At 35.5% G+C, this 20967-nt stretch carries 21 protein-coding genes; 6 read left to right on the top strand and 15 right to left on the bottom strand.

The features are described from left to right. Positions 1 to 50: 50 nt before the first annotated feature. From PLA12_02820 to PLA12_02805, 4 genes are all read right to left on the bottom strand, one after another. A complete protein-coding gene (locus tag PLA12_02820) occupies positions 51 to 395 on the bottom strand; it encodes an STAS domain-containing protein (protein HOQ31424.1) in 345 nt (114 codons plus the stop codon). A 12-nt stretch (positions 396 to 407) separates the two neighbouring features. Beyond that, positions 408 to 884, bottom strand: coding sequence for a hypothetical protein (locus PLA12_02815; protein ID HOQ31423.1), 477 nt, complete (start codon positions 882 to 884; stop codon positions 408 to 410). A 181-nt stretch (positions 885 to 1065) separates the two neighbouring features. After that, a complete protein-coding gene (locus PLA12_02810) occupies positions 1066 to 2283 on the bottom strand; it encodes a Gfo/Idh/MocA family oxidoreductase (protein HOQ31422.1) in 1218 nt (405 codons plus the stop codon). A 24-nt stretch (positions 2284 to 2307) separates the two neighbouring features. Next, positions 2308 to 3171: a sugar phosphate isomerase/epimerase family protein gene (locus PLA12_02805; protein HOQ31421.1), complete on the bottom strand. Its 864-nt coding sequence runs from the start codon at positions 3169 to 3171 to the stop codon at positions 2308 to 2310. 134 nt (positions 3172 to 3305) lie between these two features. Between PLA12_02805 and PLA12_02800 the strand changes: the two genes are divergently transcribed. Further along, positions 3306 to 4103 carry a fumarylacetoacetate hydrolase family protein gene (locus PLA12_02800; protein HOQ31420.1) on the top strand — a complete coding sequence of 266 codons (798 nt, stop codon included), beginning with the start codon at positions 3306 to 3308 and terminating at the stop codon, positions 4101 to 4103. 73 nt (positions 4104 to 4176) lie between these two features. Here the strand turns inward: PLA12_02800 and PLA12_02795 are convergent, their stop codons facing one another. Next, positions 4177 to 5121, bottom strand: a complete 945-nt coding sequence (locus PLA12_02795; protein ID HOQ31419.1) for a DUF1559 domain-containing protein — start codon at positions 5119 to 5121, stop codon at positions 4177 to 4179. Between the two features lie 112 nt (positions 5122 to 5233). On the opposite strand from PLA12_02795, the gene PLA12_02790 reads away from it, so the two are divergent. From PLA12_02790 to PLA12_02780, 3 genes are read left to right on the top strand one after another with little or no spacing between them, the layout of a single operon-like run. Then, positions 5234 to 5971 (top strand): FadR/GntR family transcriptional regulator, encoded by a 738-nt coding sequence (locus PLA12_02790; protein HOQ31418.1) that lies wholly within the window; start codon positions 5234 to 5236, stop codon positions 5969 to 5971. Between the two features lie 28 nt (positions 5972 to 5999). Next, complete coding sequence (locus PLA12_02785) at positions 6000 to 7781, top strand: alpha-mannosidase (GenBank protein HOQ31417.1); 1782 nt, start codon at positions 6000 to 6002, stop codon at positions 7779 to 7781. Between the two features lie 30 nt (positions 7782 to 7811). Beyond that, entirely contained in the window at positions 7812 to 8498 is a 687-nt protein-coding gene (locus PLA12_02780; protein ID HOQ31416.1) for a glycosyl hydrolase-related protein, read from the top strand. On the opposite strand, the gene PLA12_02775 is transcribed toward PLA12_02780, so the two are convergent. Continuing rightward, positions 8495 to 9031, bottom strand: coding sequence for a nitroreductase family protein (locus tag PLA12_02775; GenBank protein HOQ31415.1), 537 nt, complete (start codon positions 9029 to 9031; stop codon positions 8495 to 8497). The two genes, PLA12_02780 and PLA12_02775, sit on opposite strands and share 4 nt — an antisense overlap. A 96-nt stretch (positions 9032 to 9127) precedes the next feature. Here PLA12_02775 and PLA12_02770 point away from each other — a divergent pair, with 96 nt between their 5' ends. Then, complete coding sequence (locus PLA12_02770) at positions 9128 to 10225, top strand: sialidase family protein (GenBank protein ID HOQ31414.1); 1098 nt, start codon at positions 9128 to 9130, stop codon at positions 10223 to 10225. Between the two features lie 3 nt (positions 10226 to 10228). Here the strand turns inward: PLA12_02770 and PLA12_02765 are convergent, their stop codons facing one another. The 6 genes from PLA12_02765 to PLA12_02740 form a co-directional block, all read right to left on the bottom strand. Continuing rightward, on the bottom strand, positions 10229 to 10627 hold the full coding sequence (locus tag PLA12_02765) for a YraN family protein (protein HOQ31413.1): 399 nt from the start codon (positions 10625 to 10627) through the stop codon (positions 10229 to 10231). Beyond that, positions 10620 to 11411: a segregation/condensation protein A gene (locus PLA12_02760; GenBank protein ID HOQ31412.1), complete on the bottom strand. Its 792-nt coding sequence runs from the start codon at positions 11409 to 11411 to the stop codon at positions 10620 to 10622. The genes PLA12_02765 and PLA12_02760 overlap by 8 nt, the downstream gene beginning before the upstream one ends. Before the next feature lie 114 nt (positions 11412 to 11525). Next, positions 11526 to 12449, bottom strand: coding sequence for a hypothetical protein (locus PLA12_02755; protein HOQ31411.1), 924 nt, complete (start codon positions 12447 to 12449; stop codon positions 11526 to 11528). 31 nt (positions 12450 to 12480) lie between these two features. Continuing rightward, complete coding sequence (locus tag PLA12_02750) at positions 12481 to 12654, bottom strand: hypothetical protein (GenBank protein ID HOQ31410.1); 174 nt, start codon at positions 12652 to 12654, stop codon at positions 12481 to 12483. Positions 12655 to 12819: 165 nt separating this feature from the next. Then, the gene (locus tag PLA12_02745) at positions 12820 to 14202 is read right to left on the bottom strand and encodes an ATPase, T2SS/T4P/T4SS family (protein HOQ31409.1); all 1383 of its coding nucleotides are present in this window, start codon (positions 14200 to 14202) and stop codon (positions 12820 to 12822) included. 87 nt (positions 14203 to 14289) lie between these two features. Further along, positions 14290 to 17037 carry a DnaA/Hda family protein gene (locus PLA12_02740; GenBank protein HOQ31408.1) on the bottom strand — a complete coding sequence of 916 codons (2748 nt, stop codon included), beginning with the start codon at positions 17035 to 17037 and terminating at the stop codon, positions 14290 to 14292. A 177-nt stretch (positions 17038 to 17214) separates the two neighbouring features. Between PLA12_02740 and PLA12_02735 the strand changes: the two genes are divergently transcribed. Continuing rightward, on the top strand, positions 17215 to 18330 hold the full coding sequence (locus tag PLA12_02735; protein HOQ31407.1) for a glycosyltransferase family 1 protein: 1116 nt from the start codon (positions 17215 to 17217) through the stop codon (positions 18328 to 18330). A 17-nt stretch (positions 18331 to 18347) separates the two neighbouring features. Here the strand turns inward: PLA12_02735 and PLA12_02730 are convergent, their stop codons facing one another. The 3 genes from PLA12_02730 to PLA12_02720 all read right to left on the bottom strand — a co-directional run. Continuing rightward, complete coding sequence (locus PLA12_02730) at positions 18348 to 18599, bottom strand: hypothetical protein (protein HOQ31406.1); 252 nt, start codon at positions 18597 to 18599, stop codon at positions 18348 to 18350. 75 nt (positions 18600 to 18674) lie between these two features. Beyond that, positions 18675 to 20093 carry a hypothetical protein gene (locus PLA12_02725; GenBank protein ID HOQ31405.1) on the bottom strand — a complete coding sequence of 473 codons (1419 nt, stop codon included), beginning with the start codon at positions 20091 to 20093 and terminating at the stop codon, positions 18675 to 18677. Positions 20094 to 20212: 119 nt separating this feature from the next. Next, on the bottom strand, positions 20213 to 20967 hold a 755-nt coding region (locus PLA12_02720; protein HOQ31404.1), incomplete at its 5' end, for a PASTA domain-containing protein.

Raw genomic sequence — 20967 nt, 5'->3', positions numbered from 1 at the left:
TAAGTTAAAAAATTTCCAGTAAATAAATTTACTGGAAAGAATTGTTGATTTTATGCGGCTAATTTGAATGAGTCAACGGCACCCGTTTCAGTTGCATATATTTCAAAATAATGCCATATACCCAGAAAACGGAATAACTGCTCGATAAAGATGCTCGGTTTGACCAATTTTAGGTCTCCACCTTTTCTTCTTGCCATTTGAAGGCATTCTAATAAATACCCTGCCGAAACCTGGTCCATCATCTCTACATCTTGCAGGTTCAATACCACACAACTTTTCCTATGCTTGATGTAATCAGCGATGGCAAGTCGCAGTTCACACACATTTTCCTCATCAAGACTACCGGAAATCCTGAAGAGGATTACATGCCCATAATTAAGTTTTTCCATGTCCATAGCCACTTGCTCCTATTGTGATAGGTTTTGATTTATATTTGTTAGTGGAAATAATTCCTCCATAAAAATTTTCATATCTGCTTGAACATTATTGTTTTTAAAGAAATCGTCCCATAATTTTTCATTCCATACTTCAAGATACATACCACAACCAGCTATTACAGCATTATCCAAAATCTCTGCCCAATTGCGAAATGGTGCCGGTAATGTTATGCGATATTGTCCATCAGGTCTAACCTGAACAGACCCACCAATAAAACGACGGCGTAGAAGTTGAGCCTTAGGATTTAATGTTGGCAATTGCTCTAATTTATCCGTTATCTCTTTCCAAATTTGTGAAGGGAATAATAAAAGATTATTTTCAAATCCGCGTGTCAGATACCAGACCGTATGGTTATTATCAGACATAATGGATTTTAAGGATGAAGGAATTAATATCCTGTTCTTATCATCCAGAGTGACATGATATTCCGACTGATATATTATCACTATTTTACTCCACAAAATTATTAAAGAATTACTAATTAATTACTATATAATATCACTTAGAATCCATTTTGTCAAGTCGAAAATAATAATTTTATTAAAATATTTTATTCCCATTTTTTTACAAAAAAATCCCCTCGAAAAATTTCAAGGGGATTAAATTTCTAAGTTTGTTAGACTTAAATTATGAATTAATTATTTCTTCCGAAATTTCTATTTGTGTCTCCAATTTTTCTCCTGAGTTTATCATTTCCTCCCATGTAACAGTTCGGTTTTGATAAGCCGCCATCCTACCCAAAATACTCGTCAAATTGCTATATGCAGATTCTTCAAGATTATTTAAATATTTACCGCTCTTGATTGATTCATAGAAATCCTTGATATTATTTACTGCACCTGCTTCGTAAATATCTGAACTTTTTCCACCTTCCCAACTATCGGATTTTCCTTCAATAGTCACAATACCTCCATAATGGGTATCTGCTGTTCCAAGAGAGCCATAAAGTCGCATGCATAAATCATCATAACCATAAGTAAATTGACCACTACTGAAATCAACAATAACATCATCGGGATATGTAAATTGAACGCAGAAATGGTCCCAGCAATCACCCACATCCGTTCGTGCTTTTCTACCACCTGTGCCAAAGGCTTTTAATGGATGTGATTTCAAATACCAATTCGCCATATCAATCACATGGATATTTTGCTCAACAATAATATCCCCTGAAAGAACTTTATCAAAAACCCAATTTTTCAAACTTGCCCCAGGAGTTCCTGGTTCTGCTTGTTTTCCTAATCTACTGCAATAATAATAGCATTGTCCAATAACGGGGTCACCAATCATACCGCCATGAATTCGTTTTACACATTCTTTAAATAGCTCATAATTTCGTGTTTGAAAATCCACCAGCATGCATAATTTGCCTTGATATTTTTTTGAAATATCTATCAAAGATAAGCAGCCCTGCACATCTACGGCAATAGGTTTGGCTAAATAAACATGTTTCCCTTTTTCTATAGCCGATAGAACCTGCTGAGGATGGAAATACGGTGGACTTTCAATAGCAACTGCTTCTATATCGGTTTCTAATAGTTGTTTATAACCATCCAATCCAACAAAAACATTTGATTCAGCAACATGGCATTCCTCTGCTACTCGCATAGCCCGTTTACGAAACACATCATGGACTGCTGTTATCTTAAAAGGTGCATTTTTTTCAAACAAATGTGCTATCCACCGACCTCTACCTCCACAACCTATCAAGCCCAATTTTATTTTTTCGTTAGTTTCACTTCCAAAAACAACTCTGGGAGACAAAAGGGTAATTGCACCTGTTCCTAAGGCTACTGTTTTAATAAATTCCCGTCTTGAACTGTTACTAAAATTTTCTGTTTTCATTTTTACATCCTTTTCTGTTAATTGTTAACCGAATAATTGACGAAGAAAATCTAAATTCTTCTTAAAATCATTTACTTTATTCATTGTAGGTAATCCTGTTTCTAAAACAAGCCATCCTTTGTAATTAACTTCTTTTACAGCCTCGGCAATAGGCTCCATTTTCACTTTCCCTTTACCTAAATAGAAAGCACCATCCTTGAAATGTATTTGACATATTTTATCTTTAAGCATTCGTATCTCAGCAGGAACATCATAACCATTATATGTAGAATTGCCAACATCATAGTATACCTTGCATGCATCGCTTCCTATTTTCTCTAAAATTTCCATATTTTGTTGGGCAGATAAAGTATTTTCAATACCCAAAATAATCCCTTTTTCTTTTGCTTTTGGAGCACATTCTTTCAAACGGTTTATTACTTCTGCTACATCATTATTCTTCAATCCATTCTTATCTCTTAAATCCCCTTTACCAAAGAAAGCAAGCAATATTACTTTTGCATTCAACTCCTTTGCAGAATCAATGGTATCCAGAATCCAATTTATTGCTCGGGGTTCACTGGCTAATGGGGCATCGTTCAAAAGACCCATAGCAATAGAAGGAATAACGATTCCCGTTTCTTGCATTTTTGATTTATACTGTTCCTTTAATTCTGAATTAGCAATGGCAATTTTATCTTCTGGTTTTCCTGCAGAAATTTCTACACCATTCAAACCAATTTGTTTAGCTAGGTCAAGAGCCGAAGGACCCTCAGTCCATAGGGACCAATCACATGCTGCAAAAGAGTATTCTATCTTTCTTTCATCACCGAATAGAGAATGGGACAATCCGAAAGCCGAAAGACCTATTCCTGTAACTTTTAAAAATCTTCGTCTTGTTAAGGACATTGAGTTTCTCCTTATAGTTAGATGTTATTTAAAAGTGCTATTTCACATCTATTATGATTTATTTTTATAATTCTATCCAAAACAAATCATTGAAAGAAACTAAAAAGGAAATCCTGCTATAGAAAGGAACCATTATGAAATGGGGCAGAATTATTAATGAACAAGGTAATATTTTGTACATAACTATTGCAGAAGATAATAATCTATATGAACTTGAAGGGAACCCATTTGATAACTCATTAAAGATGACTGATAAAAAAATTTTGCCCAAGAAATGGCTTCCCCCTGTTAATCCTCCGGCTATCTTATGTATTGGATTAAACTACAAGGGACATGCCAAAGAAACAAATAAACCCATACCTGAATACCCTGTTGTTTTCATGAAAAATCCGTCTGCAATTACTGCTCATCTTGACCCTATAAAAATTCCTGAGGTTTGCAATAATGAGGTAGATTATGAAGGGGAGTTGGTAATTATCATAAAATCTGATATAAAAAATGTAAAAGTAGAAGAAGCCCATAACTATATTATGGGTTTTACTATCGGGAATGATGTTTCTGCGAGAAGATGGCAAATGGAATTAGGAGGGGGACAATGGGTTCGAGGAAAAAGTTTTGATACCTTTGCCCCTGTGGGTCCTTTTGTGCTTCCTATAAGTGATATAAAAAATAAGGATTTCTTTCAGATTACAACAAAGGTAAATCATCAAATTATGCAAACGGGAAATACTTCCGATATGATTTTCTCTCCTTTTGAATTAGTATCTTTTCTAAGTCAGGATACAACTTTGAAAGCAGGCACTCTTATTTTTACAGGAACTCCTTCGGGAGTAGGTTGGGCACGCTCTCCTAAAATAACTCTATCCAAGGGGGATATTGTTGAGATAGAGATTTCATCTATAGGAACTCTGAAGAACACTGTTATTGCATAAAGTAAAAAATAAAATCAGCATACAGAAAATTTCTGTATGCTGATTGGAATTATCAAACTGTTACTATCTTTGCCTATTCTGCAATATCGAAAACTCTCATAATTGCAGCGAGTTCAGCAACCATGGGTGGTTCACCCGGAAAACGAACAAAGGCTACATGCCCATCCATATATAAAATGTTACTACCACCCGGGATATGGTTAAATTTTGCTACCTGGTCAGAGACATTATCCCACATAACAAAAATGGAACTCTGTGCCTTTGCACTTGCAGCAGGATTATTAATATCTGTAATTAAAAATCGTTCTATACCTTCTCTTAAACGATATACAATCGTTCCACCACCATTTCCTAATCCTTGTGAAACCTGTCTGTCATTATCCGCTTCTCGCATAAATCCATTTGCATCTCCGGAAAGAAAATAAGGTCTCAATTTATCAATCATATCTTCCATTACTTCAATAAATTGGGCTGCTCCTTCTGTAATAGAAGGGTCAAGAGGATTTCCAATTATAGTCGCTAATGCCTGCAATGAAGCCGTAGATTTTTTAGGATATTCACTTCCACAACGGTCAAACACAAAATCCGCATAGGTATAACTCGCATCAATCCCTTCTACACCTTGCTGACGATTTCCGTCTATCTTTTGTAACATTGTGAATTCTTTCGTCTGAGGGTCCATAAAGTTATCTAATTTATCTTTCGCATCGGAAGGACAGAAAATTATTGCCGGGTCGGTAAGATATTCCGGATATATAGCACTAATTAATGGACCAAATGCCATACAAGGACGAGCACCACAACCTAATTCCAATTCACTGGGGGGGAATTTTCCTCCGGGGGATTCATTGGCATACATTTTAAAAACAAGTCCCCATTGTTTTAAATTATTAGCACAGGAAGAACGGCGAGCCGCCTCACGAGCGCGAGCTAACGCTGGAAGTAAAATTGCAGCAAGGATACCAATAATGGCAATAACAACTAAAAGTTCGATGAGTGTAAAACCAGTTCGTTTCATTTTTTATTCTCCTTAAATAATGTTAAATTTTATAATTGGTTGAACCAATTTATATAATATATCAAATAATTACTTATTTGTCAAATAAAAAACTGGAATTGGTGGAACAATTATGGAAAGTAAAAAAAATTACAAAAATTCTTCTTCAACCCGTTCAAAAAAAATTGCAGATGAACTATGCAGGAAAATTGCTAATAAAGAATACAAATCGGGGGAAAAATTACCTACAGAACGGGAACTGGCAGAACAGTTCAAAACAACGCGACATAGCATACGAGAAGCATTAAAAAGATTAGAGGCATTAGGTTTGGTCAAGATTCGACAGGGCTCGGGCATTATTGTGCAGGATATTGACCTGATTGGAGGACTTGAATTATTTGATACTTTAATCTGTGATGAAAATGGAATGGTCAATTTACCTTTATTAAAAGACATTCTTGAATTCAGAGATAATATGGTTCGTCAAGTTGTTCATCTTGCGGCGGAAAGACATACTCAGGAGGAATTGGACGAACTTCGTTATTTATTTCAAAAAAGAAAAACAACCATATACAATCCAGAAGAATTACAGAAACTAAATGAACGCTTTTTCCGTCTTTTCTCACAAGCGACACGAAACCAGATTTACGAACTTTTATACAACACAATGTGGCAAGCCTTTCTTAAAATCAATGAAATGGTGGATATTGTTCTAATTGGGAAACAAGAATTAGATCGACTTGCTGAACGCATATTAGAAGCCTTTGAACAACGCGACGGTGATTTGGCAGAATTACTCATAACACGACATCTCGAAGCAGTTCGTAAACAGTTTGAAACTAACTTAAAAGACATTTCTACAAAATCTTAATGATTAAAAGCAATAAGGATTTTTTTCTATGTCCAAACAACGAATACATCTTCTCTGTAATGCACATTTAGACCCATGTTGGTTATGGGAGTGGGAAGAAGGTGCTGGGGAAACCCTCTCTACCTTTAAAACGGCTGTAGAATTATGTGAACAATTTGATGAATTCATTTTCAACCATAATGAAGCCGTTCTTTATAAATGGGTAGAGCAATACGCCCCTGATCTATTTAAAAGAATTCAGGTTCAGGTGCAAAAAGGTAAATGGAACATAATGGGGGGATGGTTTCTACAACCAGATTGTAATATGCCATCTGGAGAATCTTTTGTGCGTCAGGTCCTTGTTGGTAAAAATTATTTCAAAGAAAAATTTGGTGTAGAACCTGATACCGCAATAAATTTTGACCCCTTTGGACATTCGCGGGGATTGGTTCAAATCCTTGCAAAATCAGGATATAAATACTATCTTTTTGGAAGACCTCATGCAGAAATATTTTCTTTACCCGAAAAAGGATTTATCTGGAAAGGATATGATGGTTCTGAGGTAATAGCCTATCGTTTTATGGGTTGGTATAATGCCCCCTTAGGGAAAGCACGAGAAAAAGTAGAACAATGGATAAAAAAACATCCTGACCATCCCATAGGGCTTGTTTTATGGGGTGTGGGGAATCACGGCGGAGGTCCCTCTTTTAAGGATTGTAAAGATTTAAGGGAACTTATCCAATCTACCGATGAAATAGAGATTTTTCATTCTACAACAGATTCTTTTTTCAAAGAATTGCAAGAAGAACAAAGGATATTTCCCCAATTAGAACGAGACTTAAATCCGTGGGCTCCGGGTTGTTATACTTCGCAAATTCGAATAAAACAAAAACATAGGAAATTAGAAAATGATTTATATATGACTGAAAAAATGGCAAGTGTATGTGCCATTCAAGGGCTGTTAGAGTATCCTACTGATGAATTTCATCAAGCATTGGAAAATCTTTTATTTGCTGAATTTCATGATATACTACCCGGCTCTTCCATTCCTCCTGTAGAGGATACAGCCTTACAGATTTTAGACCATGGATTGAATATCATTTCCCGTGTTAAAGCCCGTTGTTTTTTCTCTTTATGTAAATTAAATGAGGATTCTCCTTCAGATACTGTCCCTTTATTTGCATATAATCCCCATCCATTCCCTGTAAAATCTATTTTTGAAGCAGAGTTTTGCCTTCCTGATTTTAACTTTGAAGATTCTTTTGTTCTACCGGTAATGTCTATCCGCGGGAAATCAATTCCTTCTCAGGTAGAAAAAGAATATGGGAATGTTGCCGTAGATTGGCGTAAAAGAATGGTTTTTATGGCCACATTGCCTCCCTCACAAATCACACAGATTGATATAAAGGCAGATACAATACTCCCCCAAAGACCTCAACCCGATGTGAAAATCAAAAATGAAATTATAGAAATTAAAGGAGACAACACACATATAGGGATAAATACCCAAACAGGGCTTATGGATTTTTATCGTATAAATGGCGATGATTTTCTTCAAAGTTCCGCTTTCTTACCTATGGTAATTAAAGATAATGAAGACCCTTGGGGAAGTGAAGTTTTAAACTACAAAGAAATCGAGGGCGTTTTTTCTCTATTAGAAGAAACAGAAGTCCCAAAAATATACGGCATTCAAAAAGACAAATATCCGCCTGTACATGTCATTGAAGATGGAGAGGTCAGAACTGTTGTTGAGGCTATTTTTAAATATAACAACTCCTATATAGTTATTCACTATAAGATACCGAAAGTATTCCCGGAAATAGAAATATAGGTTCGTGTTTTTTGGTTTGAAAAAGACCGTATGTTAAAACTTTCTATTCCTTTACCATGGAATGATACCGAATATATAGGGCAGGTTGTCTTTGGAAAGGATAAATTACCCGGAGAGCAATACGAAGCTGTTTCACAAAAATGGGTTGCAGGATACAGTCCAGATAAGAATATGGCATTAACAATTATCAATGATGGCATTTACGGCTCTGATTTTATAAACAATACCATTCGTCTTACACTTCTCCATTCACCTGCTTATTCCTCTTTACCTTTTAAGAACCGTCCCTTAGTACCTCAGGACCGATTCACTCCCCGAATGGAGCAAGGAGAACGGATATTCCGTTTTTGGATATCAGGTGGAAATGCACAGGAAAGATTTCAAGTAATAGACAATGAAGCATTAGCACATAACGAGAAACCTATGTTTCTTTCTTTTACTCCTACACAAAAAGGAAAACCTTATTCAAGTGCAATTATAATAGAAAATCCTTCTATCATACTTTCTGCATTCAAAAAAGCAGAAAAGAAAAATGGTTATATTCTACGATTATTTGAACCCACAGGGAATACACAGAAAACAGATATAAATATTCCTCCCCTTGATTTAAGTTTTTCGGTTTCTTTTCAGGGTTTTGAAATAAAGACTTTTTATATTGACACTTTACTAAAAAAAGTTTTTGAGTGTAATTTACTTGAAGAAGAAATGAAAGATTAAATATATTGCACAAAGTCTTTTATTTCTTTACGAGGTGGTGCCGAAGGAACATCTGCGGGAAATCCCAGTGGCATTAATGCAACCAATTCTTTGTCATCATCAAGTTTTAATATTTTTTGAGCCGATTTTTGGTCTAAAAGTCCTACAATTACAGTTCCTAAACCTAATGAATGAGCAGACAGTGCTATATTTTGAGCAAAGACACCCATATCAAATAACAACCAATCACCAAAAGGAGTGCATGCATTCCCTTTGTAAAATCCCGAAATATTTTTCTTAGCACAAAGACATAGTAAAATAGGGGCATCTACAATTGCTTGATATGAGGGATTGCCAGAAGGAACCGTTTTTTGAAGTTCTTCTTTTATTTTTCCATCTTTTACTACAATAACATGCCAGCATTGCGTATTTGCCCATGATTGAGCCCATCTCCCTGCTTCCAGAACAGTATTTAATAATTCATCAGAGATAGGTTTATTCTGATACTTGCGAATAGTTCTGCGTTCTTTAATTACTTGAAGTAAATTGTTCATAATATCCCTCCTTACAGTTGTTATTCATTTGTTAAAACTACTATTGTAATAATATTAACATATCCTATAATCAAAACCCTATAGAAGGAGCATAACATGAAACGATTACAATTTATTTTTATACAATGTTCATTGCTTTTTGCTTTCTTAATTATTTTATCTCATGCACAGGGACAATCTGTTGCACTGCAAGAGGGCAAAGACTACCTTGTTATATGCAAAGATGGAGGTGGAGGGGCTTATGAGGCTTTCCCCGATGTATGCAGACTACCTGATGGAAGATTGCTTTGTGTCTTTTATGATGGCTATGAACATGTATCATTACCTAATGAAGCGCACCCTAAGGGAGGGCGGATTTCTGGTATATTTTCAGAAGATGAAGGAAAAACATGGGGGCAGCCATTTATTATTTATGATGGTCCCTACGATGACCGTGACCCATCTATTGCAGTAATTGATAATAGCAAGTTGGTTTGTAATTTCTTTTCTTTAAAGCCCCTTGAAAATCAGAAAAGTCGTTGGGAAGGATTGGGAACATGGATGATTTTATCTGAAGATTGGGGGAAAACATGGTCTGAGCCTAAACAAATTTCTTCTGAGTACTATTGCAGTTCTCCGATACGAACGCTTTCAGATGGGACATTAATAATCAGTCTATATGCAGATGAGCGAAAAGAAGGATGTGGAGCCGTATCTTTTTCAAAAGATAAAGGGAATACCTGGTCTACTCCCGTAGATATTGATTACGGAACATTAAAACTTGACGCAGAACCCGATATATGTGTATTAAAGAACCAAAATTTATTTATTGCTCAACGAGGACATAGCCATTTGCCTATGGGATTTTCAATATCTGCTGATGACGGTAAAACATGGGAAATCAGTAAGGCACTACCTTTCCCGGGACATTGTCCTTATCTACATCGGGCACCGTCGGGAGTTTTATTAATGGGTATTCGCTACCCTAATAAAGGAACCTGTATAAGTGTAAGCACAGACGATGCTATTTCCTGGAACGAACCGATATTGGTAGACCCATGTATAGGTGCATACCCGTCTATGGTAACATTAAAAGATGATAGTATACTTATTGTTTATTATGAAGAAGGACCTTCATCTAATTTAAGAGCAAGAAAATTTAAGATTGATACTCAAGGAAAAATTGAATGGCTATCATGGACAGAAAAACCCTAACAGTTAAAAAGCATTTTTTATCCAATGAATAGATATAGAAGGTTCCCATGTTATTGCAACAATATCAAAACGAAAGTATTTCGTTTGTGGGGCATATCGAGTAATATATCGGTTTCCTGCTTTCTTTAAATTTTTTCTTTTCTTATAATCAACTTTATCTTCGGGATAACTCCATTTATCATTTCGACATGTTTTTACCTCAACAAAAACCAGTTCTTCCCCATCTCGTGCAATTAAATCAATTTCATATTTACCTATTCTCATATTCGTTCCCAACACTTTTAATCCCTGATTTTTTAAAAATCGGACAGCCTCATTTTCCCCTTCTCTACCCAAATCTTTAGGTGTAAGTTCTCTATCTATTTTTATAAAAGGAAATATTTTCAGTAACCAATTAACCATTTATTTCAATAGGGGTTTCTTTATAGTTTTTGTTTAAATACAAAAAAAATTGCCCATAGGGCTGTTGTTGACGAAATGATATTTTTCTTTGTCGGCACAACTCTAATATTGCCAGAATTACACAAACCTTTTCTATCGTTGTTTTGCATTCTTTTAAAAGTTCTACAGAGGAAATACTTTGTTGTGTTGATAATATATCCCATATTTCGGTAATTTTTTCTTCTACTGTATATTTTTCAAGTTCTATCCATTGCACAGAAGGTTCCAATAGATAACGCAAAACTTTCTTTATGGCTTTCATCAAATCCGCAAGTGTAACTTCAATCCATTCTTCTTGGACAGAAGGTTCTAAATAAGAAGGAAATTGTCGCGGTAGATAATCAGCGTTTTGTTCTTCTAACTCTCCTAATTTTTTTCCCAGTTCTTTAAATTTCCGATATTCTAAGAGACGCTCTACTAATTCCAATCTCGGGTCTTCCTCTTCGACCTCTTCTTCTTCGTCCGTATCCGGAGGAAGGAGCATTCGTGATTTAATCTGGATAAGCGTGGCTGCCATTACAAGAAAATCGCCTGCAATTTCTAACTGCCTTTCCTTCATCAAATCAAGAATTTCGAGATATTGTTCCGTTATCTGAACAATTGGAATATCAAAAATATCTATCTCTTGCTCTTTTATTAGATAAAGAAGTATTTCAAAAGGACCTTCAAACTGTTCTAATTTCAGTTTTAAGGTATCTTTTGATAATATATCGTCAATATTATTTTGGGTATCTGTTTTTTTCATTACTACATATCCAAATATTTACAGCATTTTCCCGTTATATATTCTTTTCCTCTTAGTCCCGAAAATAATACATTATTTTACCATTTATAAGACTAACTCGAAAAATATTATTTTCTAATTATCTGCTATTTTTTTTACTATCCCCGTCATTTTATCTTTTTCCTCCTTTTTTGTATCCGATGTAGCAGGTTCCGTCGAAGATTCTTTTATTTCAGACTCTTCTACAATAGAAAATAGAAAGCATTCGCTTATTCGTGGAAAGGGCATTTCAAAAGCTCGCCAATTTATACAATAAACACCCGGTTTCAACTCACTTACAGGTTTCAATAGAAATAAACTTGTATCCATTTCTGAAAGAAATTTGGTATGGGTTAAAACGGGTTTATCAGGAATCCATATTTTTCTTTCTTGAGGCACTGGGGTATCTTTTCCATCAGACTGTTTTTCCGTTTTATCTACCTTTTTATCTGATTTCATTTCATCCACTTTGGGGACATATTCTTTCATTTGATACATAGTTACATCGTATTGAGGCAATCGGAAAACATAAAGTTTGGGGAAGGTATCTTTAACTTGTGTTATCTCACTTAATTTTATGGAAGGAACAGAATTTTGTTTTTCTATCTGTGTTCTTTCTATTTTTCCTTTTATCAAGGGTAAATATCTGTTTTTTGCATTATCAAGGAAATACACACCGGGGGTTGAAGGTTTTGGGGTAAGAAATATATCTGTTAATGTAATATATTTTTTTTCAGCAAAATGTATCGAAACAGTAAAAGGGAGGTAATCTGATTTTATAAACTCTAACTTACTAATAGGCTTTGAAAGGCGAAAGACAAAACTTCCTTTCGTGTTTGTTACTACATGGCTAAATATCTCAGGACTGGAAACACACACTCCGGGGAGGGCTTCTCCATTAATAGCAAATACTTTCCCTTGAATTGTATAAATTCCTTCACATGAAGATAAAAATATAAGTAAGGAAATAAACAAAAAACAATTCAATACTTCCTTTATTAAAAGATTTTCCCTTTCCATTTGAACACCTTTTTATACTGAGTAGTAGATATTAATCAGCAATGGTATGTTCAAGAACCTGCTCAATCGTAGTAAAACTTCGTGCGGCAAGAGCAAGTGCATTTTGTCGTAGCGTTTTCATTCCACATGCTATGGCTTGTTTTTTAATCTCATAACCTGAAGCACGATTCAAAACCAGAGGCTGTAATTCTGGCCAGTTCAACATAGCCTCAAGACAAGCAATTCGTCCTTTGTAACCGGTTTCTTTACACTTCGGGCAACCTCGTCCTCGGACAAATTGAGGATTTGGAATATGCGGAAAGCCTTTAAATTGTACTCGTTCTAATACACTACGGTCTACAGATATACTTTCTTTGCAATCTTTACAAACTCATTTCAAAAGTCGCTGTGCCGCCGCAAGGGCTACTGAAGATTGGACAAGGAAAGGTTCTACCCCCATATCAATCAAACGCGGGAATACACCTGCAGCATCATTTGTGTGTAATGTACTTAAAACAAGATGCCCTGTTAATGCAGCCTTCACTGCAATATCGGCTGTTTCTCCATCACGGATTTCACCGACCATCACAATATCAGGGTCCTGACGCAAAATTTGTCGTAATGCCTCTGCAAAGGTAAATCCAATTCGAGGTTGCACTTGAACCTGATTTATACCAAACAATTCATATTCTATAGGGTCTTCTACAGTTACGATATTGTATTCAATGGTGTTAAGACGAGTTAAACAACTATAAAGAGTGGTGGTTTTTCCACTTCCTGTAGGTCCTGTTAAAAGAATCATCCCATGAGGTAAATCTAACGCATGATACAATGCTTGTAAAGGTTGGGGTTCAAATCCCATATCTTCGAGATTCAATACCAAATTACTCTTATCCAATACACGCAATACTATTTTTTCCCCATATTTACAGGGTAGAAAGGCAACACGAAAGTCAATCTCTCTATTACGAAATTTAATTCGAAAACGCCCATCCTGAGGGAGACGATGTTCATCAATTCGATAACCTGATAGAATTTTAAATCGTGCAACAAGATTTGATTGCATGGATTTTGGTGGAGATTTTGCTTCTTCGAGAGCACCATCTACACGATAGCGAATACGAATAATCTTTTCAAAAGGTTCAATATGTATATCAGAGGCACCTCTTTCCAGGGCATCTAAAACAATGAGGCGTGCCATCTTTTTTACAGGTTCATCTTCCTCAACAGATTCTATTTTACTAACATCTTCAACCTCTTCAGATGAAGATTTAAGTTCTTCAAGTTCTTCTTGTTGTGAATGCTCGGCTAATAAAGAAGCATATATTTCCGATGCTCTATCACCGCTATAATTTTTTTCTATTACATCATGAAGTTCTGATGGCATAGCAATGACAGGTTCAATTTCCTTTCCGGTAATCATCCGAATATCATCTAAAGCAAGGATATTTAAGGGATTTGCCATTGCAAGTGTTAAAATATCCCCTGTCACGGATATGGGTAAAACTTGATATTGTTTTGCAAGCCCTTCTGGCACTTCGGCAAGCACCTCTTTGGGTATTGCATAATTAGAGACACGGATATGGGGAATTTGAAGTTGTTCACTAAGCGTTTCTACCAGTTCTTCCTCTGATATATATTTCTTTTCAAGTAATATATCCTGAAGATTCTTCCCGGTCTGTTGTTGAATCTTTATACATTCATTTAATTTCTCTTTTGTAATTACTCCCAAATCGAGAAGCATTTCAGGTAATCGCTTTTTAGCTATTCTCACACTCAATCTCCTAAATATATGAATACTCTAATTGTCTTTTATATTTATATTATAAACGAAATCTACAACATATATATTTCTTTAAATTCACGCCGCTACAACTCCTAAATGACTTAATATTTCATCTGCCATCTCACAGGTAATGCTTTGTCCAACCAATTTTGCAAAGGCAATAATCTTTTTCAACGAACCCATCATTTTGCGAACATCATTGGGGACACGCATGGCTATTAAACCTAACACTTCTTCTGGAACCTGAACCCCTGCTTCCTTAACTTGATTTCGCAAAATTTGCATTCGTGTTTCCCATTCGGGTGATTTTAATTCGGCTACAATTCCACTGGAAAAACGTGAAACCAATCTTTGTTCTAACATACCCAAACGGTCGGGGGCTTTATCACTGGCAATAATAATTTGCCTTTTATTTTGATGAAGGACATTGAATACATGGAAAAATTCTTCCTGGGCTTCAACCTTTCCTCCTAAAAATTGAATGTCATCAAGAATTAATACATCCCAGTGGCAATAATTCTCACGAAATAGGTCTAAGGCTCCTTCTTTTAATGCTTCTGTTAATCTCCTTGAAAAATGGCTGGCAGATACATAACCTACTCTCATTTTGGGATGTTTTTTTAGTATCCCGTTACCAATAGCACTAATTAAATGCGTTTTCCCAATACCTACATTTCCATAAAGAAAATAGGGATTGTATTCGGTTCCCGGATTTTCTGCAACTGCTTTACTCAATTTAAATGTAAATGCATTCACAGTACCGGGGAAAAAATTATCAAAGGTAAGCGTTTCCAGCGGTTGTTCGGATTCAAGGGCTTTCCAAACTTCTTTGTCTGATTCCTCCACTTCCTCCGGAGGTGCTGTTTGACTATTTCCAAAGGGAGAAACGGCAGATAATCTCCGTTTTTTCTCTTCTAATGTTTCTATTCGTTTCCCCTCCATTATGGTTAGCGTTTCTACTAATTGGGCAGTTTGTTGCACGGATTCCAAGGTTGTCTCTGTTAATCGGGCTATCTTTTCTGTCTGGACACCTTGTATTTCCTGTGTTTTTTGTACGGATTCTTTCAACTGTTCTACAACTTCTTTTAATTCAGGAATGATGGGGGGGTCTGTTTTTGGTTTTTCTTCTTTTACTTCCAGACGCTCCCGTTCTCTATCTTTTATGATTTCCTTGATTGCCTGAGTCGTTGTCTGCTGAACGGATTGAAGGACTGATTCCGTAATTTGAGCAAATTTTTGCACTTGCGATTCCTGAACTTTACGATTTTCAAGAATGGCTTCATCTAATTTTCTAATTGCTTCCGTAAGATTTAATAAAATAGGGTCGGGTTCTCCTGTTTCTTCTCCTTGTTTAAATTCTTCTACCAATTTGGATATTGTGGATTCCAAAGTAGTTTGAAGTCCATTCACGATAGAATCTTTCACAGCCACAAGAATTTCTTGTGTCTTCTCAGGGGTAACCATCTGCGAAGAAATCTTTTGGTCTGTATTATCTACTTTCTCAACAATCTTTTCTACAGTCTTAGCTACCTCTTCTGGAATTTGCACTATAACACGAGTTGAATTCTGTATCTCATTCGATACTGAATTGAGCAACTGATTTGATAATTCACTTATGCCATCTCGTATTACAATTGCTAACTGTTCCGTATTTGTCTGGAAATTCTTTTCTCTTAAAGATATTTCTTCCTTCAATTGAGTTATCATTGTAGTGATAGCTTGCTGGAAAACACCGGCGATATTGGACTGAATAACATTGGCTATTTGGGTCTGCCCTTGAACCATATCTTCATTTATTTTTAAGTAAATATTCTGAGCCACCTGAGTAATAGATTCTCTATACACAGTACTTAGTTCCTGCACCAATTCAGCAAATCGCTCTTCAGAAATAGACGGCGTTGAGGAGTGCGTTGGTGGAGGCATTGGAATATTAATATTTACTTGTGTAAGAGATTCGCGAATAGATTCAGAAAGAATCTTTGGAAGTTCGCGTATTGCCTGTACAACAGAGGTATCAACAACTATCTCCTTGGTAATAGGAGTTTGTGTAGTTTTTTCTCCAATTTCTCGGATAGCGGGGGAAACCCGATTTTCGTGGAGAAATGTATCCTCTGTTTTCTCTGATATTTTCTCTACTTCTTCCAGAACAGATTCTGGAAGAATAGGTTCTGATTCGACAGGACTTTCTGTTTCTGATGTTTCCGTTTCTAACATCCCCAAACCTAATGAATCAGAGGTCAGGACAGACATCATACCACTGCTTTGTTTGCTTTTATGAAAAGCCTTCTCAAAAGCCCGATTTAAATCATCCCAACTACACAATATCGGTTTTATTCTTAAATCCGAACAGTAATTTTTCACCTCTTCCAGAGCATCTGTATCTAATGGGTCAACCATAGCTACAGTCAAAATTCGACCCAATTTATCTATAGGAAGCAAATATCTTTTTCTACAAATTTCTTCGGGAACAAGATGTATAACCTCAGGTGAAATATCATATTCGACAAGATTGATGTGCGGTATTTTACATTGCTTAGCAAGACATGCCGATACAGCCTCCTGTTTAATAAAACCTTTTTCAACCAATATTCTCCCTAAAAAACCTCCTTCTTCTGACTGTATCTTTAATGCCTCTGCTAATTGCTCTAAAGTGATTAATTTCTCTTCAAGAAGTAAATCTCCCAGTCTTTTATGGGCTATCTCTCCACGGGTTTCCTGAACCTCCTGATTTTTATTTTTCGTTCCTGTTTCTTTCTCTACTGGAGCTTTTGTTTTGCCGACATTTTTTTTCTCTACTTCTGAATCTTTTCGCCAACTTAACATTTCATATCCTTTTTGAATGACATTTCACTAATATGCTCATTGCTTCAATTACCATAACTATAATATTATATTGTAATATTGTTTGTAAACAATTTATTAATATCAAATATTAATTTTCGCATTTTAAATTCTATCATTTTTCGTATGATAAATGAAATATTTTTTAAGAGGCTGTAAATGATTATCGGTTTTGATGGTAGATTAGCAAATGACATTCATAAGGTAGGTAGTGGTCAATTTTGTTATGAATTATTAAAAGCCATTGAGCCTTTACTAAATAATGATAAATTAGTAATATATTTAGATTCTTTTCCAAAACCTTTTTTTCCTCTAAAAGAAAATAAAAATATTGAAATTAAGGTTTTACCGAAGAAAAAATTTTGGACTCAAACAGTTCTACCGAAAGAACTAAATGCGAATCCTCCTGATATTTTTTATTCCCCTTCCTTACAAACACCGTGCTGGGGTAATTGTCCAAAATCATGCACAATTTTTGATATAGCCTATTATGATTTCCCAACTGAATTCACATGGTCTGCACGATTCAAAGCAAAACTTGAACTAAATCTTGCCGTCAGAACAAATCAATTATTCATAACCATTAGTGATTCTTCCAAACAATCTATACTTAAACTATTTCCTGAAATTGAACCTCGATTACACAGAGTTTATTTAGGAGTGAGTAATAAGGTATCAAAAGCAACTGAAGAGGAACAAAATAAAACTAAAGAAAAGTATGGAATAGTAAATCCTTATATCCTTTATCTGGGTAGAATTCAGCCTCGAAAAAACATAATTCGTCTTATTGAAGCATACGAAGATTTATGTGACAATCATTCGGAAATTTTACATCATCTTGTAATAGTTGGTAGTTTAGGCTGGTTATATGAGCCTATATTAAATAAGATAAAAGGAAGCAAGTATGCTTATAAAATTCATTATTTAGGATACCTTGAAAATGAAGAGGAAAAGGTTGCTTTGATTAGTTCTGCTTCGGTACTTGTTCTTATTTCCTTATGGGAAGGTTTCGGTCTACCCGTCATAGAGGCGATGAACTGCGAAACCCCTATTCTTGCCTCTAATTGTTCTTCTATTCCTGAAATTGTTGCTGATAGTGGTATTCTTATTAATCCCTATGATATATCAGAAATATCTAAAAACCTTTATAAAATTTTAACAGATGAATCTCTTAGATTCCAATTATCTATTAAAGGCAAAGAAAGAGCAAAATTATTTTCATGGGGAAATACTGCCCAAGAAATACTTAATATCTTGCGAAACTACAAGAAATAGATACTTTTAACAGCATCTTATTTGCGATGTAAAGATAATCGAGGGCTGAATAGTAAAACGAATCCCAGAATCAGAATAGATAGAAAATAAAGAAATATTTGTATTCCCTGGCTAACCGATAATGCATCCTGTGGGGCTTCTGTTCCATCTAAATCAGGATGCAATACTACAATTAAGTAATCATTTAGTCCTAATCCAAAATTAATGCAGTTATTATATTCTGTCCGATTAGAATAGTTATCTCTATCTGCATCACCTATACCCGACAAGATTTCATCAACCGTTTTTTCAGTACTTTTTATTGTCTGGTATTCATTAACAAGATTTAATACCGAAAATACGGATTAGAATTCGCTACTTATTGATAACAATCCTGCAATAACATGTTCATAAGGCTGTAACCATAATTCATATTGTGGTTCTGTTCTGATTTTTGTTAAATTTTCTAAATATACACATGTTGCATCTAAACGCCAGTAGACGACAGGTTGACATAACACTTTCTTTAATAAGGCTATTTCCCAAGAATCTGGAATACCAGAGCCATCTAAGTCAGAAGTATTCCAGTTAAGAGTTGGATTTCCCAATCTATTTGATAGTTCTGCATAAAATAGATTTCCTTCGCCCACAAAATCAGGACAATCTGTTATATAATTACATATCACTGGCTCTCCTTCAGTTGTCCCTTCACCTTCTGTAATACCCTCTCCTTCAATAATTCCTTCTCCTTCCCCTGAAGGCAAACTTGCGTTCGTATAACCCATATCTCGTAAGAAAGCAACTTCAAAAGGTAAATATTCTCTTTTCTTTACTCCTGGAGCAATACTGGGGTCCATTATTGCACCCAAAGAATTCCAGTGACTGATACTGCTTCCACACTCAAAGGTGGAAGGAGAATAAATTCGAGGTCTTGTTCCCCAAACAGATGTTGCTTCAGGTCCAGCACAGTATACTCCATTATCACTACCAACAAAGTAACTATTTTGACCTATATAATAAAATGAGGAATTTATGAAATAATTGTTATTTCCTGTAACCAGATATGTATCCATTGCTGAATAAATATCCGGTTGAGAACCTGTCCAACCTGTTCCATTAGGCCTTGAGCCCCTACCGCATACAGAATCGTTATAAGCAATAGAAGATAAAAAACCAATCCCATGTGTAAATTCATGAATAAGAACACTTAACAAATCAAATTGCATAGGACCCGGGTCCCCTGTCCCTAAATAATAGTCATAATTCCAGTTTACGGTTAATTGCATATCTGGATAACCTGAACCATTAGGATCAACACTTCCATTTAACAAATGCTGGAATACACACCCATTATTAATACCCGGAGTTAAAGGTAAATACCAAACTACTATAGGACCAGCATTCGCCAAATATTGTCCTGCTAAAACAGTAGAAGAAACATTTATATCTACCCTACCTCCCGGTGTATTTAATACGCTTGCAACATATTCTAACGCATTTTGCAACACGGATTTTCTTTGCGAACCTAATGTTGGGTCATTAAAACCTGTATTAACATCTTGATAACTTATATTAAATGTAATACCATAAGCAGTAAATAAATCCTTTTGTTGTAAATTTTCATCTCCAAAGATAGATTTTCTATTGTCTTCTGTTAATTTAATTATCGTTCCATTTGAGTATGCAATAAGAGCTTGCATTTCCTGAGAAAAAGCAATTTTTGAAATAATACAAAATAAAATAACAAATATAATTCCATACCTTTTGAAAAAATTCATCTTCATTGATATTCTTCTTCCTAAAGTTTATTAAATTATAACATATAAAATAATTTATTACCATAAAAACTAAAGGTCTCTGACATTTCGCAATGCCAGAGACCCAGTATATCTAAAGTTTGTTATTACTTACACGGACCTGTCGAAACAAGTAGGTCTACATCTAGATTGCATGTATTAATCAATGGTGGTGTATTTAAGTCAGATGGAGGATATTGGTCTATCACATATCCTGCTGGGACAACATCATCACAAACATAAACTACATCATCTATGCTATATCCAAGTCCTGTTAAAATACTCGTTGCTAACCCTTCGGTATTCCCTACTACATACGGGAAGGTTACAGACATACATGGTCCACAAACTACATACAAATCCACTGTAATTGATGGTGTCGTTTCAGACACACAGGTATTTGATACAGGTAATGGGTCTTGATACAACACGAAACCTATTGGAGCTGTATTATCACATACAGAAATAATATCACCAATAGATAATCCATAGCCTATTATTGTTGATAACGCATTTGTAACTTGTTCGCCAACTACATTCGGGATAGTTACACAAGGACCACATGCAACGACTAAATCTACAGGACTACCTAATTCCGCTGTATTTCCACCAGTCGGGGCTTGCGAAATAACTGTACCTGCCGGATAATCATCACTGCATGCTTCTACAATATTTCCAACAGTAAGACCAGCATCTAAAATCTGTGAATTCGCAGATGCTAATGTCTCTCCTATTACATAAGGAACAATGGCATATTCTACTGTACCTTCACCTTCACCTTCGGGTGTTCCTTCCGGTGTGCCTTCGGGGGTGCCTTCCGGTGTACCTTCGGGGGTGCCTTCCGGTGTACCTTCGGGAGTCC

The organism is Candidatus Hydrogenedens sp. (assembly GCA_035378955.1).
GTDB lineage: Bacteria > Hydrogenedentota > Hydrogenedentia > Hydrogenedentales > Hydrogenedentaceae > Hydrogenedens.
Note: the sequence above shows the minus strand (reverse complement) of the source record. Positions and strands in the feature narration are given on the sequence as shown.

Bases quoted from the DNA above. Each gene is read 5' to 3' on its own strand.
- PLA12_02820 (HOQ31424.1), bottom strand. From the start codon at position 395: ATGGACATGGAAAAACTTAATTATGGGCATGTAATCCTCTTCAGGATT.
- PLA12_02810 (HOQ31422.1), bottom strand. From the start codon at position 2,283: ATGAAAACAGAAAATTTTAGTAACAGTTCAAGACGGGAATTTATTAAA.
- PLA12_02805 (HOQ31421.1), bottom strand. From the start codon at position 3,171: ATGTCCTTAACAAGACGAAGATTTTTAAAAGTTACAGGAATAGGTCTT.
- PLA12_02800 (HOQ31420.1), top strand. From the start codon at position 3,306: ATGAAATGGGGCAGAATTATTAATGAACAAGGTAATATTTTGTACATA.
- PLA12_02795 (HOQ31419.1), bottom strand. From the start codon at position 5,121: ATGAAACGAACTGGTTTTACACTCATCGAACTTTTAGTTGTTATTGCC.
- PLA12_02790 (HOQ31418.1), top strand. From the start codon at position 5,234: ATGGAAAGTAAAAAAAATTACAAAAATTCTTCTTCAACCCGTTCAAAA.
- PLA12_02785 (HOQ31417.1), top strand. From the start codon at position 6,000: ATGTCCAAACAACGAATACATCTTCTCTGTAATGCACATTTAGACCCA.
- PLA12_02780 (HOQ31416.1), top strand. From the start codon at position 7,812: ATGTTAAAACTTTCTATTCCTTTACCATGGAATGATACCGAATATATA.
- PLA12_02775 (HOQ31415.1), bottom strand. From the start codon at position 9,031: ATGAACAATTTACTTCAAGTAATTAAAGAACGCAGAACTATTCGCAAG.
- PLA12_02770 (HOQ31414.1), top strand. From the start codon at position 9,128: ATGAAACGATTACAATTTATTTTTATACAATGTTCATTGCTTTTTGCT.
- PLA12_02765 (HOQ31413.1), bottom strand. From the start codon at position 10,627: ATGGTTAATTGGTTACTGAAAATATTTCCTTTTATAAAAATAGATAGA.
- PLA12_02760 (HOQ31412.1), bottom strand. From the start codon at position 11,411: ATGAAAAAAACAGATACCCAAAATAATATTGACGATATATTATCAAAA.
- PLA12_02755 (HOQ31411.1), bottom strand. From the start codon at position 12,449: ATGGAAAGGGAAAATCTTTTAATAAAGGAAGTATTGAATTGTTTTTTG.
- PLA12_02750 (HOQ31410.1), bottom strand. From the start codon at position 12,654: ATGTTGAACTGGCCAGAATTACAGCCTCTGGTTTTGAATCGTGCTTCA.
- PLA12_02740 (HOQ31408.1), bottom strand. From the start codon at position 17,037: ATGTTAAGTTGGCGAAAAGATTCAGAAGTAGAGAAAAAAAATGTCGGC.
- PLA12_02735 (HOQ31407.1), top strand. From the start codon at position 17,215: ATGATTATCGGTTTTGATGGTAGATTAGCAAATGACATTCATAAGGTA.
- PLA12_02725 (HOQ31405.1), bottom strand. From the start codon at position 20,093: ATGAAGATGAATTTTTTCAAAAGGTATGGAATTATATTTGTTATTTTA.